The sequence below is a fragment of the Streptomyces sp. NPDC028419 genome, assembly GCF_055565515.1.
On the sequence record NZ_JBVHUE010000012.1, the window covers coordinates 182,088 to 198,848 of the forward strand.

Here is a 16,761-nt window from a genome sequence, read left to right on the forward strand (position 1 = left end):
CGGCTCCACGTGCACGGTCACCGTCGCCTCATCGATGCCCGATGACGTCTCCACCGAGCCGCTCACCTTCGATGAGCGCGTCACCCTCGCGTACGGCCCCGTCCCGGCCTCGGCCGAGGAGAGAGCTGGGGCGACGGCCACCTGGGGAGCAGGACGTCACGTTCGTCCACGAGCGGAGCGGGTTGTGCGGCCCGTGATCGGTAACACCCTTCGTGGCCGGGCCGGTCATGCCGGTATCAGAGCTGTGTCAAGGACTGGGCGACCTCCTTGATCCCTGTCTCACCGAGCAGTTGGATGAACGACGTGAACAGCGGTCCGCTCCATGACGACCGGCCACCGCATACGGTGCGCCCGGCCTCGCGCGCTGCTCACCTGCCGGTGCGCTGACGCACCGATCGCGATCCGCGGCCGCCAACAGTCAACCGCAGGACGGGCGGCCGCTTCCGCCCCGTGCCTGCCCCCGCCCCGGGCAGGCACGGGGCCTCGCACGCACCTCCTGACCAACCTGCTGGTGCCTGCGTCCATCGGCCACCACGCCTGAAGGCGAACCACGGCCCGGAGCTGCGCGGCCTCTTGCCCTGTGCCGCCCGCTGCCCCTGCCCGAGAACCCGTTGCAGCACCACTTGGAGACATTCGTGATCGAGATCTCCCCGCAGCAGCTCCCCGCCCTGAGCCGTTGGTTCCCCACCGGCTCGCCCGGTCCCGGGACTCTCGCCGAGCACGTACTGACCACGGGCGTCGGCCTCTGGTGGGCCGACCGCCCCCACCTGCCTCGCGTCCTCGCCGTCAGCTGCGCGGACCACGTGTTGCTGCGCGGCGATCCGGGCGTGCTCGCCCAGGACGCCCTGGCCCCGTTCGCCGGCCGGCACGTAGAGACGCCCGCCCGGTTCTGGCCGTCGCTCGGCTCCGCATTCGAACGCGTCGTCCCCTGGGAACGGATGCTGTACGTCCACCAGCCTCAGGCACCGGTGTCCCTCCCCCGCACCCCGCGTGGCGTCACAGTGCGGCGGCTGACTCCCCAAGACGTTCCGGCACTGGCCGCGATGGACTCCGACAACGCCTGGATTCATGCCAGTTGGGGCGGACCCGGCGGGCTCGCCGCCTCCGGCCACGGCTGGGCCGCGTTCGCCAAGGGCCGGGTCCTCTCCGTCGCCTGCACCTACTTCCTCGGCAGCGCCTACGAGGACATCGCGGTCGTCACCGTGGCCGATCGCCGCCGCGAGAGCCTCGCGCTGTCCTGCGTCGCCGGCCTGACGGCCGACATCCAGGCACGGGGACACACCGCAAGCTGGTGCTGCTCGCGCGACAACCGGCCCAGCCGACTGCTGGCCTGGACGGCGGGCTTCCGGCTGACCCGCGAATACGTCCACCACGTCACCGGCAGGGCCATGGCACACGAGGTCGGGCACAGGGCGGCGGAGCCGTCCGATCACCGCGCCCGTCCTCGCATCGTGATGACGGGGTGACGCCCGCGCGCCGACTCAGTGGGTGCGCTGCCCGCCCAGGGCGTTGAGCAGGGCGGCGCCCCGTTCGGCATCGTCCACGCTCACCGCGAACGCGTTCCCCCGCCGGGGGTGGATCACCAGGCACTCGCCGGCGCGGAGCATCACCGTCGTGCCCATGCCGCTCAGCCGATAGCCCCAGCCCCCCACCTGGGCGGGGGTGCGGTTTTCGGCACGCGCCGATTCGATGTCCTCGGCCGGCCAGCGCCGTACCGGCCAGCCGAGCGGACCGAAGGCCACGTCCAGGCCCTTCTCGGTGACGCGCGCCTGTACGGAGGCGCACGAGAGAGCCGCGACGGAGACCGTGGCGAACGGTGCGACGAGCGCCCACTCCACCTCGCTCAGGCCGCTCACCGCGACGAGTGCGGCAGCGAGCGCGAGCATCCCGGACAGGGCGCCGATCCACCGGAGCCACGGGTTCGTAGCGCGGGAAAGCCACACGAACCTCTCGCCGGCCGGAACGCCCATGCTCGGACCGCCCGCAACCGCGTGCGGCGCCGCGGCCGGCCCACGGCGGGCAACCGCCCACCCGGCCAGCCCCGCCACGGTCGCCACCCCGAACGTCAGCACAACCCACGGACTCACGGGATCGGCCTGCCGCCAGTCCGTGTGATCCAGGTTCGCCCGGACGATGGATGCCTGCGCGCCGACGAGGAGGACACCGCTGGACAGCAGTGCGGCAACGACCCAGCCCCGCATCGCCGGACTTGAGGTCGCCCCGTCACGCCGCCGCGCGAGCACGACGGTCAGCAGCACCAGGACCAGCCAGATCAACCCGGGAAACAGCGCGGCTGCCCACAGCGGCATCGAGCCGTCCGGTCCGCCGGAACCGGCGCCCCAGTGAGTCGCCAACCGCTCCGGCAGCCGGTCATCGGCGACCCAGGGAAGTGCGACGAGCGCGGCTGAGACCGCCACGGCCCAGATCGCAACACCCCACCCTTCTCCACCCCTTCGCTCCGTGCTGTCTTTCATGCCAGCCCCCTGATCATGTCCATGAGATCGGCCTTGCTGTAGCCCAGATGCGCCGCGTCACCGACCAGTTCGCGCACGCGGTCGAGCAGCACCGAACGCTGGTCCGCCCCCTCGGCCACGGTCACACCGCGACCGCGCCGGAACTCCAGCAGTCCCTCGTCGCGGAGCCCTCGAAGACCGCGGAGGACCGTGTTGACGTTCACGCCCAATGCCTGGGAGAGATCGCGCGCCGATGGCAGGCGGTCACCCGGGGCGCACTCGCCCTCGGCGATGGCACGTCTGATCGCACCCGCGACCTGCTCGTGCAGAGGGCGGTTGTCCGCGACGTTCAGCTTCAACAGCATGGTGCCAATGAAACTATCACCATCATCGTCAGCACGGACGCTCCAGGGGATCCATCGGGCAGGACCCGTGTGGGCCGCAGCTCGACATCATCTCGCCAGGTCCAGGCGCCAGCCGCGCCTCCTCCAGGTCCAGGAAGCGCTGAAGGCGTCGGCTGGGCGACGAGGGTGAGGGTCGCGGCGACCTGTCCGGTCAGGTTCAGCCCGATCGGCCTGAAGACGACGCTCGCCAGCAGGAAGGCCACGGTGCCGTTGACGGCGTGCAGCCGGATCCGCATGCGGGCGTTGGTCAACCGGTGGGCCCGGCCTCCGAGTACGACGCTCGCCACCCCGGCGGAGGCTGCCGCCACGACGATGGCGACCAGGCTTCCCGGCACACCGCCTTCGCCCTATCGATGCAACGGCCGTCAATACACCGTCAAAGTCCCAGTCGACTCGCGTCAGGAGCGCGTCAGGGCCGTTTCCTTCGCGTCATCGCTGATGTTCGCTGGTGAAGTTGAGGACTTGCGGAGGAGTCGGGTACGGGTGAGTACGGAAACTGTCGTGGGCGTCATCGTCGCGGTCAGCCTGGTCGGGTACCTGGTCCTGGCGTTGTTCTTCCCCGAGAAGTTCTGAGCATGACGACCACGCACGAGGCGGGCCCGGTGGCCGACGCGGGACAGCCGGCCGTACGGCCCGGGAGGCTCAAGGTCTTTCTGGGTGCGGCCCCCGGCGTCGGCAAGACGTACCGGATGCTCGACGAGGCACACCGCCGGGCGGCCCGTGGCGCGGATGTGGTGGCCGGGTTCGTGGAGTGCCACCGACGTCGGCACACCGAATCGAAGCTCGACGGCCTGGAGATCCTCCCGCCGGCCGGACAGGAATACCGTGGCGGCCGGTACACGGAGTTGGACCGTGAAGCGCTGCTGGCGAGGCGGCCGCAGGTGGTGCTGATCGACGAACTCGCCCATACCAATGTCCCTGGGGGCGGCCGGCACCCGAAGCGGTGGCAGGACGTCGAGGACCTCCTCGCCGCCGGGATCGATGTCGTCACCACGCTCAACATCCAGCACCTGGAGTCGCTGAGCGACGTCGTCGAGAAGATCACCGGTGTCCCTCAGCGCGAGACGGTGCCCGATGAGTTCGTGCGCCGCGCCCATGAGGTCGAGCTGGTCGACATACCCCCCGAGGGACTTCGGCGCCGGATGGCCCACGGCAACATCTATCCCCCGGAGCGGATCGACGCCTCGCTCGCCAACTACTTCCGCCCCGGCAATCTCATCGCCCTGCGGGAGCTGGCCCTGCTGTGGCTGGCCGGGAGGGTGGACGAGGCCCTCCACAAATACCGTACCGAGCATGGCATCGGGGATGTCTGGGAGACCCGGGAACGCGTCGTGGTCGCCCTCACCGGCGGTCCCGAGGGCGAGACCCTCATCCGTCGCGCGGCACGCATCGCCGGCCGGTCCGCCGGCGGTGAACTGCTCGCCGTGCACGTCGCGCGCAGCGACGGGCTCGCCGCCGGGGTCTCGCACGCGGCTCTGGCCGGCCAGCGGGCTCTCGTAGAGCACCTGGGCGGCAGCTACCACTCCGTTGTCGGTGACGAAGTGCCCACCGCACTGGTGGACTTCGCAATGGCGGAGAACGCCACCCAGCTCGTCCTCGGTACGAGCCGCCGCCGTCGGCTGGAACGTTTCCTCACCGGCCGCGGGATCGGCGAGACCGTCGTGGCTCTGTCCGAGGACATCGACGTCCACATGGTCACGCACGAGCGGGCGGGCCACGGCCGGCTGCTCCCGTCCCGTCGGCGTACGCTCCCCACCTCCCGGCTCATCGCCGGACCCGTGGCCGGCGTGGTGCTCCCGGTGATGCTCACCCTCGGCCTCGAACGAATGCGCGGCACACTGAACCTCACCAGCGAGGCGCTGCTCTTCCTGGTGGCCGTCGTGGGCGTGGCCTGCATCGGCGGAGTGGCCTCCGCCCTGATCGCGGCGCTGACGGCCGCGCTGCTCCTCAACTACTGGTTCATGCCGCCCATAGGCGAGTTCACCATGAGCGACCCGGACAGCGTGCTGGCGTTGGTGGTCTTCGCCGTCGTCGCCGCCACCGTGGCCGCCGCGGCGGACAGGTCCTTGCGGCTCTCCCGCCGTGCGGCTCGGGCCACGGCCGAGGCGGAGACGATGTCGTCCCTCGCCGGCAGCATCGTCCGCGGCGACCAGACGATCCCGGCGTTGCTGGAACGTACGCGTGAAACATTCGGCATGGACACCGTCGAGCTGGCTCCCGGAGCCTGCGACTCAGGGGGCGCGACGGACCCCGCCCTCGTGGTGGCGGCGGGCCCCGGGGCCTTCCTCGTTCTGCGCGGCCGTGGACTGCCGTCCTCCGAACGCCGCGTGCTGGCCGCCTTCGCCGCGCACGTCGGCGCGGCCGTCGAGCGGGCCCGGCTGGCCGAGGCGGCCGCCGAGGTCGAACCGATCAAGGCCGCCGACCGCCTGCGCACCGCCCTGCTCCGAGCCGTCGGCCACGACCTGCGGACCCCCTTGGCAGGGGCGCTGGCCGCGGTCAGCTCACTGCGCAGCCAGGAGATCGAGTTCTCCGCCGAGGACCGGGCGGAACTGCTGGCCTCCGCCGAGGTGTCCCTGAACAGGCTCAACCGCCTGGTGGAGAACCTGCTCGATCTCAGCCGCCTCCAAGCCGGCGCCCTCACGCTCGACCTGCGGGCCACCACACTGGAGGAAGTCCTGCCGGCCGCGCTGGACTCGTTGGACCTGACGCCCGATGGCGGGCCCGCCGTCGATGTGCAGAGCCTTGAATCGGTACCGGCGCTCCAAGCCGATCCGCCGCTGCTGGAACGGGTGCTGGCCAACCTCGTCGGCAACGCGGTCCGCCACGCACCCGCGGAGCGCCCGGTGCTGGTGACGGCCAGCGCCCTGGCCGGGCGGGTCGACATCAGGATCGCCGATCGGGGCCCCGGGATCGCCGCCGACGACCGCGAGCGTGCCTTCGAACCGTTCCAGCGCCTCGGCGACCGCGACAACACCGCCGGACTCGGCCTCGGCCTCGCCCTGGCCAGGGGACTCACCGAAGCGATGAACGGCACGCTCACACCCGAGGACACCCCCGGCGGAGGACTGACCATGGTCCTGTCCCTGCCGGTCGCCACCGATGAGACGGCATGACCGCCGCCCTGCTCGCCCGCAGCGTCAATCCGTCCGTACGACAGGTCATCCGCATGTTCAACCGGGAGGCTGCGCCTCCTGACCACAATGGCCTCTGGGGATTGCGCGCCGCCCCGTACCTTCGACCTAGGAAGAAGCCTGTGCATCACGACGACGAACCGGTCTTCAAGCGGAGCCAGTGGGGAACGAACCGCTACTCCTACAACCCTCGCAATCCCGTCGGGCTCGCCCTCATCGTCATCACCGTGCTCGCCGTCGGGACGATGCTGATCCTCATGGCCAACCGGGCCGGACCGTTCGAGCCACCGCCTGCCCCAGCACCGGGGAATCCCGCGCCGGTCACCACCGGCCCGCCAGGCCACTGAGCCGACGGGGGCCTCGAACCGGAGCCCCGTCAAAATGCCGTAGCCATCACGTCAGCAGTGCGTCAGGGACCGATGCCGAGGCCCGTACCGACCCTAACGTCACCCCTATGGGACGACGTTTCACGCAGTCCGCGACCGGTGCTCACGCCGGCGCGGAGCCTCTAGGGCCTCTCGCACGCGACATCCGCTGGGCCGGCGAGATGCGCTCGGCCATCGGTGTCGCGTCCCTCCTGTACTGGGCCCTGCTCGCCATGGACGCGGGTTTCGGCAAGCTCGACGCGACCCGTGGCGCCCTCTGGACCGGCCTGGCCGCCCTCCTCTTCGTGATCCTGCTGCCGTCCAGGGTCTCCGTAGGTCCCGGTCTGCTGAGCGCCCGAGGACTGCTGGTGGAGCACACTGTCCGCACCGACCATCTCGTCTCGGTCAGGTGGTCCGACGGGGTGGCCCAGCGGATGATCCTCCGCGACACGGAGGGAAGCCAGGTCGAGATCGATCCGACCGTCCTGGCCCGCAATCCCGCGATGTGGCGCCGCCTCGACACGGACACCCGTACATCGATCCGGCGCGGCACTCTGCTGCGCGGCGAGACCACGCTGCGCCGGCTGGCAGAGCGTATCGACCGCGAGACGGCCCTCACCGTCTTCAAGGTCTCCGGCCTGCAGTGATCAACGGTCGGTGACGTCGGTGCACCCAGGCAGTGGCTGACGCGAGTCACTGATCCTCCGCCGGGGAGGGCGCAGACGGGGTGATCGGCCGCCGGGAGGCCGCCGCCGGAAGCGTGAGCGTCACGGCACATCCGCAGGATCAGACTGTCCGGCGTGCGACGCGGACAGGTGCCGCATTCCGCACCCTGCACTTCGTCGTTGGTGCCGTCCGTCATGTAGATCTCCACCTGACCAGCCCGGGTTGTGCCTGTCAGCCGCGCGGGCCGGTCCGGCGGGCTGTGGCGCTGGGCCTCGGCCACCAAGGCGGTCAGCACGCGCGTGAGCACGGCCGCGTCGGCGATCACGTCGGGCGGCAGCTCCGGCGGGCCGCATCGGATCGCATGGCCGCCGGGACCCCGGTCGTCCAGAACGGCGGTCGGCAGCTCGTCGAGATCCGAGAGGAGCTGGACCGCACGCCGAACCGACGACCGGGCGTGGCGAGGTTCCGGCTCTCCCTCGCATCAGTGCCGACGCCGAGGCCATCCGGCGCTTCGCCGGCTGTGCGCAGTGGGCCCCGCGGATCGCGGCTCGCGGTGAGGAGGAGCGAGGCCCTGGTGCGCTCGGCTGCGGCGCGCAGGCCCGTCAGCGGTCAGCGACCCCATCCTCAGCGCCGCTGCCCTTGCCCACCGCGAAGCGCTCGCGCCTCCCCGCCGGCACGCAACCACACCCTGAGGGGCCGGGCCGGCGTACGGCTGACGGCGTCGTGGGTGCGACCCGCGCAAGTCCCTGATCGGGTGTCCGCGCACCCTGCTCCACTCGAACGTGTGAGTTCAAAAGGCCGCGGTCCCGCAGGGATTGCCCTGCGCGCCCATCCCGCAACCCCGTTCGAGACATCCACCCGTCCGTGGCCGTTACAGGGCCGGGCCTGAAGCGTTTCTAGAGCACCAGTGCCACCCCGCCACCCAGTTGGAGGACGCCATGGACGCCAGCACCACCGTCGGGCAGCATCATTGCGCATTCGAACAACCAGGAGCCGCGAACCGGGCCCGGCGCCCGCTCGACCGCACGCGCCGGCTGGACGCGGGGGGCCGGGCATGACACAGCAGGAGGGCCTCGACGAGGCCGCCTCGACGGTGTCGGAGTCGGAACGGCTCCTCTTCGGCGGGGTGCTGGCGTACGACGTCGGCTGGGACCAGCACGAGGGCGCCTGGCTGGGGCTCGGTCTGTGGACCATGGCCAAGGGCTTACCGAAGATGGTCGCCACCGGACTGCGGCTCGCGCGCCTCGCTGACGCGCGTGCCCTGCGCGTCGTGCTGGGGTCCGAGGTCGGGCGCGGCATCACGCAGGCGGTCGGGCTGGTCGCGGTCAACTCCGTCCTGGGCCACATCCTGGCCGGCGGTGCGACGAAGGACCGGCTGACCAGCGCGTTTCCGGCGCTCGCGGTCGTGGCCGTGGCCGCGTTGGCGGGATCGCTGCTGCGGTCCGCGTCCACGGCCGCCACCGGTGAGCTGGAGCCGAAGGTCCAGCGGGTGGCGACCGAGCAGTACTTGGGGCTGGTGCACCGGGTGGAACTCGCGGCGATCGAGGACGACGAGTTCCACCGGCTGCTGGACGCCGCCCGCTACGGGGCGGATTCGGCCCGCCGGATGATCCGGTACTGCACCAACACGCTGAACTCCGCGATCTCCCTGGTCGCCGCGGCCGGCGTGCTCACCGTGCTCCACTGGGCCCTCTTGCCGCTCCTGGTCCTGATGACCCTGCCGAGCGGGTGGAGGTCGCTGACGATCTCCCGGCAGCGTTACCTCTCCTTCCATGCCTTTGTTCAGCACGCCAGGGCCGGTCACCTCCTGGGACAGTTGCTCACCCAGCGCGAGGCGGCCGCCGAGGTCCGGGTCCACGAAGTCGGCCCCTTCCTCTTGGGGCACTTCCGGGAGATGGCGGAGACGAGCGAGCGCGAGCAGACCCGCCTCGCCCGGAGCGCGGCGAAGATCGGCCTGATCGCCGACGGGGCGTCCGGCATTGCCACGCTGCTGACGTACGGGGCGCTCGGGCTGCTGCTGTGGAGCGGGCGCATGGACCTCGCGGTCGCCGGCACCGCGGTCCTGGCCATCCGTACGGGGTCGTCCAGCCTGGACGGGCTGGTCGTGCAGATGGCCGACCTGCATCAGGAGAGCCTGTTCGTCGCGGATTTCGAGCGTTTGTGCACGGAGGCGAAGGCGCGGGCGATCCCGGAGAGCGGTGAGGACCTCCCCGAGCGGGTGAGGGAAGTCCGCTTCGAGAAGGTGACGTTCACGTATCCCGGCAGCGGGGACCAGACGCCGGAGCCGACGCTGCGGGAGGTGTCGCTGACCTTCCCCATGGGCAAGGTGGTCGCGCTGGTCGGCGCGAACGGCTCGGGCAAGTCCACCATCGTCAAGCTCCTGGCCGGCCTGCACCAGCCGGACCCGGGCGGCGGCACCATCTGGTGGGACGGCGTCGACGCCGCGGCGGCGGACCGCGGTCAGATCTTCGCGCGCGTCGGGCTGATGTCGCAGTCCTTCTTCCGCTGGCCCTTCACCGTCCGCGTCAACATCGGCATCGGCAACCCGACCGTCCCCATCGACGACCGGGCGGTGCGGGAGGCCGCCGCCTTCTCCGGCGCCGACCGGTTCATCGCCGGGCTGCGCCGCGAGCTCTCCACCCTCCTCGGCCGCGGATACCGGGGCGGCCAGGAAGCCTCCGGCGGGGAATGGCAGATGGTCGGGATCGCCCGCGCCTGGTACAAGCGCGCCCAGATCCTGGTCGTCGACGAGCCGACGAGCGCCCTCGACGCGGTCGCCGAGCAGCGGGTATTCGATCAGATCCGGGAGCTGGCCGCAGCCGGGCAGACCGTGGTGCTGATCACCCACCGCCTCCACTCCGTGCGACACGCGGACCTGATCCACGTGATGAAGGACGGGCGGCTCGCGGAGTCCGGGACGTTCGCCGAGCTCATGGCCGAGAACAGCGGAACGGGAGATTTCCGCCAGGCCTACCGCATCCAGGCCGCCGCGTTCGCCGATTCCCTGCCCGCCCAACGCGCCCCCGCGGCGGACTCCTCGACCGACTCCTCGGCCGACTCCTCCGTGGAGGACCGCTCGTGAAGGAGGCCGGTCTGTGGTGACCGGCCCCACCGCCCCGGCCCCCGGCGGCGCTGAGCGTCACGGGCAGCTCGGTCAGCTCGGCGGTCCTGCCGGTCCTGGCCGTCCTCCTGCGGCAGATGCCCACAACTCCCCTCCCCGCAGCTCCCCTTCCCGTTGTTCCTTCACCCACCTGCTCCGTGAGGCCACCTTGCCGTCCTCCCACGCCCACATCCGCAACCTCGTCACCGCCTACCTGGCACGCCATCCCGCCGAAGAACGACCGCTCGCGCCGCTGACGATGGCGCTGGAAGCAGGAGGTGACCTGACCGACCGCTCGACGCTCCCCGGCCGCATCACCTGTAGCGCCATCGTCATCGACCGGGAGAAGCGGGTCCTGCACATCCGGCACGAGGCCAGCGGCAAGCTCCTCGCGCCGGGCGGCCATGTCGAGCAGGACGACCGGACCCTCCTCGAAGCAGCGCTGCGCGAGGTGAACGAGGAGGCCGGGATCCCGCCCGGCGCCTTGTGCGCGACCGTCCCGTACGGGCACGAGGTCTTCGACATCGGCATCCACGGCGAGCCGGCGCATCGGCACTACGACTTCCGGTTCGTGTTCTGCCTCGCCGAGGACACAGCCGAGGTCGTGCTGCGGCCCGAGGAGGTGTCCGGTGCGCGGTGGCGTCGCTTCGAGGAGGTGACGTCGCCGACGGTGCGGGCCAAGCTTCTCGCCTCGGGGCTCGACGGCCGGGTCGAGCCGGTGAACGCCTCCGCCTTGATCCACGACCGCGGCCGGTACCTGCTCCACCTGCGCGACAACTTCCCGGACATCTGGGAACCGGGGTCCTTCGCCCTGTTGGGTGGCGGCCGCGAACCCGAGGACCGGACGCTGCGGGACACCCTGCGGCGCGAGCTCGCCGAGGAGGTCCCGGGCCTTGAGCTCACGGGCGTGGAGCCGTTCGCCATCGAGCGGGCCACCGGCGTGAACGGTCTGACCGTGCCCGTCCAGGTGTTCGCCGGCCAGTGGAGCGGTGACCCCGACCGCCTCTTCCTGCGGGAGGGGGTCCTGCTCCGCTGGTTCGCTCCCGACCAGCTGCACCGGATCCGGCTGAGTCCCGGGCTCGGCGACCTCATCCATCGCCACGCGGCCGAACATCCCGCGGACGTGGAACCGGGCGGCCTGCCCCGGGTGTGGGACGTCGGCGGCCGGACCGTGTTGAACGGCATCGGTGTCCACCTGCATCTGGAGGACGAAGCCGGCCGGGTCCTCCTGGGGCTGCGGCATCCCGACGTTCCCTACGCGGGCAACACCTGGCACTACCTGGCCGGCAAGTGCGAGCGGGAGTCCGCGCTCGCGTGCCTCGTGCGAGAGGCCCGGGAGGAAGCGGGACTGGTCATCGACCCCGCGGACCTGACCCTCGCCCACATCGTGCACCTCATCGACACCCCCGGCGGCCAGCCGCTGATGCAGCTGGTCTTCCGGGCCCGGCGCTGGAAGGGCGTCCCCGAGGTCCTGGAGCCCGACAAGTGCCTGGCCTGGAAGTGGTGGGACCCGCGGGACCTGCCGAAACCGATCGTCGTCTACACCAAGTCGGCGATCGACGGCATCACCGCCGGCCGCCCGTACTCCGAGATGGGCTGGTGAGCAGCAGTGGCCCCACGCCGCCGCTCACTTCGTCCCGCCGTCCCCCGCCCCTGAGGAAGGAACCCCTCATGCCCCAGGCCCGCATGGCCACCGGCGCCACGGCTACGCGCGCGCCGCCTTGGCCGCGCCGCTGGCCCACTTGGAACGCGACGGGGTCACCCTGTACGAGCTGTACGCGAGCGAGGGCTCCGCCCCGGCCGACGGGAGCGCCTCGTGAGCCAGCCATGGCTGCCATCGGAGGCCGGGGAGCGGCCGTGGCGGACCGTGGTCCGCGAGTGCCGGGAAGAGACGGGGTCGCAGATGCCCGGACGGGACTACGCGCGCCTCCGCGCGGTGACGGCGGCTCGGGAGTCGGGCGTGCCCGGGTACTTCGACGCCGGGGACCGGGAGGCGTAGGTGCCGGTCCACCGGAAGTTGCGGCTCCGCACAGGTCCACCGCTTCGCGGGCTCCTCGGCGCAGGGTCGGCCCAGCCGGGCCGGGCGGGCGCGGGGGACTCGCCGCGCTCGCCGAGTGCCTCGCCGCCCGCTGGCCCGGCATGATCGAAGGCATGAATGCCCCGCCCACGGAAGGGACGACCCCCTGATGCCCGACGACGCGGACATCTCCACGCCGAAGGAGGCGGCCGACGATCCGCTGGTCCTGGCCTTCGGGCGGCTCCAGGGGGCGGCCAACCGCCTCGAGTACATCCTGGGCCGGGCTCTCGAGGAGCAGTGCGGGATCACGCACCTCATGTACGAAGTACTGCTCATCCTCGGCCGCGCGGAGGAGCCGGGGCTCTCCATGCGGCAGATCGGGCGCGAGCAGGTACTCTCCACCGGCGGCGTGACCCGTCTGGTGGACCGCATGGTCAAGGCGGGCCTGGTGGAGCGCTCCACCGATCCGGATGACCGGCGCGGCCGGCTCGTCCGTCTGACCCCGCACGGGCAGGAGACCGTCGTGCGGGCGTCACGGGTGCACGTGGAGAACATCAGGCGCTATTTCGTGACTCCGATCCCCGCCCCCGACCGGGAGCGCTTCGCGGAGAACCTGCGGATCCTGAGCCGATCGGCCCGCGACGAGCTGCCGCGATTGCCCTGACCCCGGTCGTCATGACCCGGGCCGCGCATGCGCGCCGGTCAGCCGAGGACGGCGACGCGGCACATGCGGACAATCCGGAGGGAACCCGCCCGGAAACATCTGACACGTCAGGCGTTGTTGTGCTGGGTGAGTCGCTCGCGGCCGGCGAGCGCGTCACCGGAGAGACTCCTCACCATGAAGCCCGTCCACGTCTTCGACGCCTACTGCGGCCGGTCACACGGATTCTCCGCGACCCCGGCCGAGCTGGCGGCCCGGCTCCCGCGGCTGCCCGTCGAGGTCGTCTCCGGCGGTCCCGGGCCGCCCCCGGGCGGGCCCGCGAGCTGGGCGATGCCGTGACCGACACCTTCACCGGCGAGGCGTCGGCCGCCCTCGCCGAGGCCTGCTTCCGCCGCGCCGCCGCCGACACCGAGCGGCGCCCGGCCCCACTCACCGCCTGACCACCCCCTCCCCCCCCCCACTCCGAGGAACCGTCATGAGCACCCTCGAATTCACCGTCCACGACCTCGACTTCCCCGCCGGGTCCAAGAACAAGACCGCCACCCTGGTCACCGGCGAGAGCGACGCGCTGCTGGTCGACGCCGGGTTCACCCGCGCCGACGGACACCGGCTGGCCGCCGCCGTCCTGGACTCCGGCAAGACGCTGACCACGGTCTTCATCAGCCACGCCGACCCCGACTACTATTTCGGCGCCGAGGTCATCGCCGACGCCTTCCCCCAGGCCGAGTTCGTGGCGACCCCGCAGGTCATCGAGCACATCGCGGCGTCCTACGAGGGGAAGTTGAAGGCCTGGGAGGCGCTCGGCGCGAACCTGCCGACCCGCCTCGTCGCCATCAAGGCGCTCTCCGGCGACCTCACCCTGGAGGGCCACCGCTTCGAGCTCAAGGGCGGTGGGCCCGTCCTGACCGACCGCCACTACCTGTGGCAGGCCGAGCACCGCGCGATCCTCGGCGGCGTCCTGCTGTTCCAGCGGGAGCACGTGTGGGTCGCGGACACCGCCACCCCCGCGTCCCGTTCGGCCTGGATCGGTCTCCTCGACGAGATGGCCGCCCTCGACCCGCAGTTGGTCGTCCCCGGCCACCGGCTGCCCGGTACCGCCGCCGACGCCACCGCGATCACCGCGACCCGCGCCTACCTCGTCGCCTTCGAGGAGGAGCTGGCCAAGGCTGCCGACGGCGCGGCCCTCACCGAAGCGCTGGTCGAGCGTTACCCCGACAACGGCATGCTGATCGCGGCCCAGATCGGCGCCAAGGTCGCCAAGGGCGAAATGAAGTGGGGCTGACGATGCACCACGACCCGTCCACCCCTGACACCTTCGCGACCTCGACCGCGCCTCGCGACGTGGTCCGCCGCCAGTACCTCGCCTCGGCGGCCGGCGACCTGGCAGCCCTGCGGGCCACCCTCGCCCCCGACGTGGAGTGGACGGAGATGGCCGGCTTCCCCCTCGCGGGCACCTACCGCACCCCCGAGGGTGTGACCGCCGCCGTGATGGAGAAGCTCGGCCAGGACTGGGACGGCTGGACCGCCCACGACGACACCTACGTCGTCGACGGCGAGAACGTCACCGTCCTCGCCCGCTACACGGCCGTCAACAAGGCCACCGGCAAACCGATCGACGTCCGAGTCGCGCACCACTTCGTCGTACGCGGCGGCCTCATCGTCCGCTTCGAGCAGTTCGTGGACACCGCCAAGGTCCGCGACGCCATGACCGCCTGAGAGCGACCCCCCCAACCGTTCAAAGAGAGCGCCCTCGCCCGCTTCTGGTAGCGGCGGGAAATGAGGTTCTTTTCAGGCCGCCGGCTACGCCAACCCGTTCGGAGAGAGGACGAGTTGGCGTTGCCCGGCTTCCCCGGAGCGAGTCCAAGGTCACGTTGACAGCGAGGAGTGGGAACTCTACGCTCGCTTTCAAGCAACGGAAGATCAAGTCGCTCTGAGCCGACTTTCCCTACCTCATTACTCCAGCCACTTACGGAAATGTGGTCGCATGAAGGGCATAGTCCTGGCCGGAGGCACCGGCACCCGGTTATACCCATTAACACATGCCGTCTCGAAGCAAATGCTTCCGGTCTACAACAAGCCGTTGATCTACTACCCACTCTCGGTTCTGATGCTGGGGAAGATCCGAGACATCCTGATCATTTCCTCACCCCAGCACTTAGGCGCCTTCCGGGAACTCCTGGGAGACGGCAGCCAGCTCGGAATCAATATCGAGTACGCCGAGCAGGCGGAGCCGAACGGCATCGCCGAGGCCTTTCTCATCGGCTCCGACTTCATCGGATCCGATCCGGTGACGCTCGTACTGGGCGACAACATCTACCACGGCCCCGGATTCGGCAGACTGCTCCAGGCGGAGATGCAGAATCTCGACGGCTGCGTACTCTTCGGTTATTCGGTCGGCGACCCCGAGCGCTACGGCATCGGCGAGGTGGATTCCGACGGGCGGTTGATCTCCCTTCAGGAGAAGCCGGCCGCACCCAAGTCCGACCTGGCCGTCACGGGTCTGTACGTGTACGACAACGACGTGGTGGACGTGGCCAAGAACGTGCGCCCCTCGGCGCGCGGCGAGTTGGAGATCACCGATGTGAACCGCGTCTACCTGGAGCAGGGCCGGGCCAGGATGGTCAACCTCGGGCGCGGATTCGCCTGGTTGGACACCGGTACCCACGACTCGCTGCTCCAGGCCTCGCAGTTCGTCCAGACGCTGGAACAGCGCCAGGGAGTACGGATCGCGTGCCTGGAGGAGATCGCCTTCCGCATGGGATTCATCGACGCCGCGGCGTGTCACGAACTCGGCAGTCAGCTGGCGAAGACGGAATACGGGAAATACCTGATGGAGATTTCCCACCACAACTGATGGAGAGGTGGCCCATGCGCTTACTTGTCACCGGGGGTGCCGGCTTCATCGGCTCGCACTTCGTCCGGCAGACCCTGCAGAACAATTACCCGGAGCTGGCCGGATCCGAGGTGACGGTGGTCGACAAGCTCACCTACGCCGGAAGAAGAGAAAACCTCGCACCGGTGTCCGCGAGCCCCGGCCTGCGCTTCGTCGAAGGCGATATCTGCGACACCCGGCTGATGTCGGAAGTGATGCGGGGCATGGATCTCGTCGTGCACTTCGCCGCCGAGTCCCACGTCGACCGTTCCATATCCGGGGCCGAGGAATTCGTGCGGACCAATGTGCTGGGGACGCAGGCACTGCTGAGCGCCGCATCGGACACCGGGGTCGGCAAATTCGTCCACGTCTCGACCGACGAGGTGTACGGCTCCCTGGGCGCCGGCGAGAAGCCGTGGACGGAAGAGGAGCCCCTCGCCCCCAATTCCCCCTATGCCGCGTCGAAAGCGTCCGCCGACCTCATGGTGCTCGCCTTTCACCGCACCCACGGTCTGCCGGTGTGCATCACCCGGGGATCCAATACCTACGGCCCGTACCAGTACCCGGAGAAGATTGTTCCGCTGTTCGTTTCCCGGCTGTTGGCCGGCCAGAAAGTTCCGCTCTACGGCGACGGCGAGAACATTCGTGACTGGCTGCACGTCGACGACCACTGCCGGGGCATCGCGCTGGTGGCCGCGGGCGGAAAGTCCGGGGAAATCTACAACGTCGGCGGCGGGACGGAACTGACCAACCGCGCGCTGACCGAGCGGTTGCTCGAACTGCTCGGCGCGGACGCCTCGATGGTGGAACGGGTGGCCGACCGCAAGGGTCACGACCGGCGGTACGCGATGGACATCTCCAAGATCTCGGACACCCTGGGCTACCGGCCCGCGGTGGAGTTCGACGAGGGCCTCGCGGCGACGGTCGACTGGTACCGCCGGCACCACGGGCTCTGGCAGAACGTCGCCTAGTCCCGCCCCGCCGCCACGAAGAGGGGGGGGGGGGGGGGGGGGGGGGGGGGGGGGGGGGGGGGGGGGGGGGGGGGGGGGGGGGGGAGGGGGGGGGGGGGGGGGGTGGTTGGGGCTGGTGCGA

The 16,761-nt window shown here is 70.7% G+C and carries 16 protein-coding genes and 1 pseudogene; 14 read left to right on the forward strand and 3 right to left on the reverse strand.

What is annotated here, in order from left to right:
- Positions 1–635: 635 nt before the first annotated feature.
- Positions 636–1,466 (forward strand): GNAT family N-acetyltransferase, encoded by an 831-nt coding sequence (locus ACZ4UB_RS16795; RefSeq protein WP_468070807.1) that lies wholly within the window; start codon positions 636–638, stop codon positions 1,464–1,466.
- Between the two features lie 15 nt (positions 1,467–1,481).
- Here the strand turns inward: ACZ4UB_RS16795 and ACZ4UB_RS16800 are convergent, their stop codons facing one another.
- Genes ACZ4UB_RS16800 through ACZ4UB_RS16810 form a run of 3 tightly spaced genes read right to left on the reverse strand, consistent with a single transcriptional unit; the run spans position 1,482 to position 3,093 of the window.
- The gene (locus ACZ4UB_RS16800) at positions 1,482–2,474 is read right to left on the reverse strand and encodes a DUF1648 domain-containing protein (RefSeq protein WP_468070809.1); all 993 of its coding nucleotides are present in this window, start codon (positions 2,472–2,474) and stop codon (positions 1,482–1,484) included.
- Entirely contained in the window at positions 2,471–2,818 is a 348-nt protein-coding gene (locus ACZ4UB_RS16805) for a GntR family transcriptional regulator (protein ID WP_468070811.1), read from the reverse strand. The genes ACZ4UB_RS16800 and ACZ4UB_RS16805 overlap by 4 nt, the downstream gene beginning before the upstream one ends.
- Positions 2,809–3,093: a hypothetical protein gene (locus ACZ4UB_RS16810; RefSeq protein ID WP_468070813.1), complete on the reverse strand. Its 285-nt coding sequence runs from the start codon at positions 3,091–3,093 to the stop codon at positions 2,809–2,811. The genes ACZ4UB_RS16805 and ACZ4UB_RS16810 overlap by 10 nt, the downstream gene beginning before the upstream one ends.
- 247 nt (positions 3,094–3,340) lie before the next feature.
- Between ACZ4UB_RS16810 and kdpF the strand changes: the two genes are divergently transcribed.
- From kdpF to rfbB, 13 genes and pseudogenes are all read left to right on the forward strand, one after another.
- Entirely contained in the window at positions 3,341–3,430 is a 90-nt protein-coding gene (gene kdpF / locus ACZ4UB_RS16815; RefSeq protein WP_451176750.1) for a K(+)-transporting ATPase subunit F, read from the forward strand.
- A gap of 2 nt (positions 3,431–3,432) precedes the next feature.
- Positions 3,433–5,970, forward strand: coding sequence for a sensor histidine kinase (locus ACZ4UB_RS16820; protein WP_468070816.1), 2,538 nt, complete (start codon positions 3,433–3,435; stop codon positions 5,968–5,970).
- Positions 5,967–6,335 carry a hypothetical protein gene (locus ACZ4UB_RS16825; RefSeq protein ID WP_468070818.1) on the forward strand — a complete coding sequence of 123 codons (369 nt, stop codon included), beginning with the start codon at positions 5,967–5,969 and terminating at the stop codon, positions 6,333–6,335. Before ACZ4UB_RS16820 ends, ACZ4UB_RS16825 begins: the two co-directional genes overlap by 4 nt.
- A gap of 107 nt (positions 6,336–6,442) precedes the next feature.
- Positions 6,443–7,000: a hypothetical protein gene (locus ACZ4UB_RS16830; RefSeq protein ID WP_468070819.1), complete on the forward strand. Its 558-nt coding sequence runs from the start codon at positions 6,443–6,445 to the stop codon at positions 6,998–7,000.
- 1,073 nt (positions 7,001–8,073) lie between these two features.
- On the forward strand, positions 8,074–10,101 hold the full coding sequence (locus ACZ4UB_RS16835; protein ID WP_468070821.1) for an ABC transporter ATP-binding protein: 2,028 nt from the start codon (positions 8,074–8,076) through the stop codon (positions 10,099–10,101).
- Positions 10,102–10,288: 187 nt separating this feature from the next.
- Entirely contained in the window at positions 10,289–11,722 is a 1,434-nt protein-coding gene (locus tag ACZ4UB_RS16840; RefSeq protein ID WP_468070823.1) for an NUDIX domain-containing protein, read from the forward strand.
- Between the two features lie 213 nt (positions 11,723–11,935).
- Positions 11,936–12,118: a hypothetical protein gene (locus ACZ4UB_RS16845; RefSeq protein ID WP_468070825.1), complete on the forward strand. Its 183-nt coding sequence runs from the start codon at positions 11,936–11,938 to the stop codon at positions 12,116–12,118.
- A 187-nt stretch (positions 12,119–12,305) separates the two neighbouring features.
- Positions 12,306–12,800, forward strand: coding sequence for a MarR family winged helix-turn-helix transcriptional regulator (locus ACZ4UB_RS16850; RefSeq protein ID WP_468070827.1), 495 nt, complete (start codon positions 12,306–12,308; stop codon positions 12,798–12,800).
- 174 nt (positions 12,801–12,974) lie between these two features.
- Positions 12,975–13,091 (forward strand): annotated as a pseudogene (locus tag ACZ4UB_RS16855) (DsbA family protein); the annotation flags it as partial.
- A gap of 181 nt (positions 13,092–13,272) precedes the next feature.
- Entirely contained in the window at positions 13,273–14,079 is an 807-nt protein-coding gene (locus tag ACZ4UB_RS16860) for an MBL fold metallo-hydrolase (RefSeq protein WP_468070829.1), read from the forward strand.
- Between the two features lie 2 nt (positions 14,080–14,081).
- The gene (locus ACZ4UB_RS16865) at positions 14,082–14,513 is read left to right on the forward strand and encodes a nuclear transport factor 2 family protein (protein ID WP_468070861.1); all 432 of its coding nucleotides are present in this window, start codon (positions 14,082–14,084) and stop codon (positions 14,511–14,513) included.
- A gap of 268 nt (positions 14,514–14,781) precedes the next feature.
- Positions 14,782–15,651, forward strand: a complete 870-nt coding sequence (gene rfbA, locus ACZ4UB_RS16870; RefSeq protein ID WP_468070831.1) for a glucose-1-phosphate thymidylyltransferase RfbA — start codon at positions 14,782–14,784, stop codon at positions 15,649–15,651.
- Positions 15,652–15,665: 14 nt separating this feature from the next.
- Positions 15,666–16,640: a dTDP-glucose 4,6-dehydratase gene (gene rfbB / locus ACZ4UB_RS16875; RefSeq protein WP_468070833.1), complete on the forward strand. Its 975-nt coding sequence runs from the start codon at positions 15,666–15,668 to the stop codon at positions 16,638–16,640.
- Positions 16,641–16,761 lie beyond the last annotated feature (121 nt).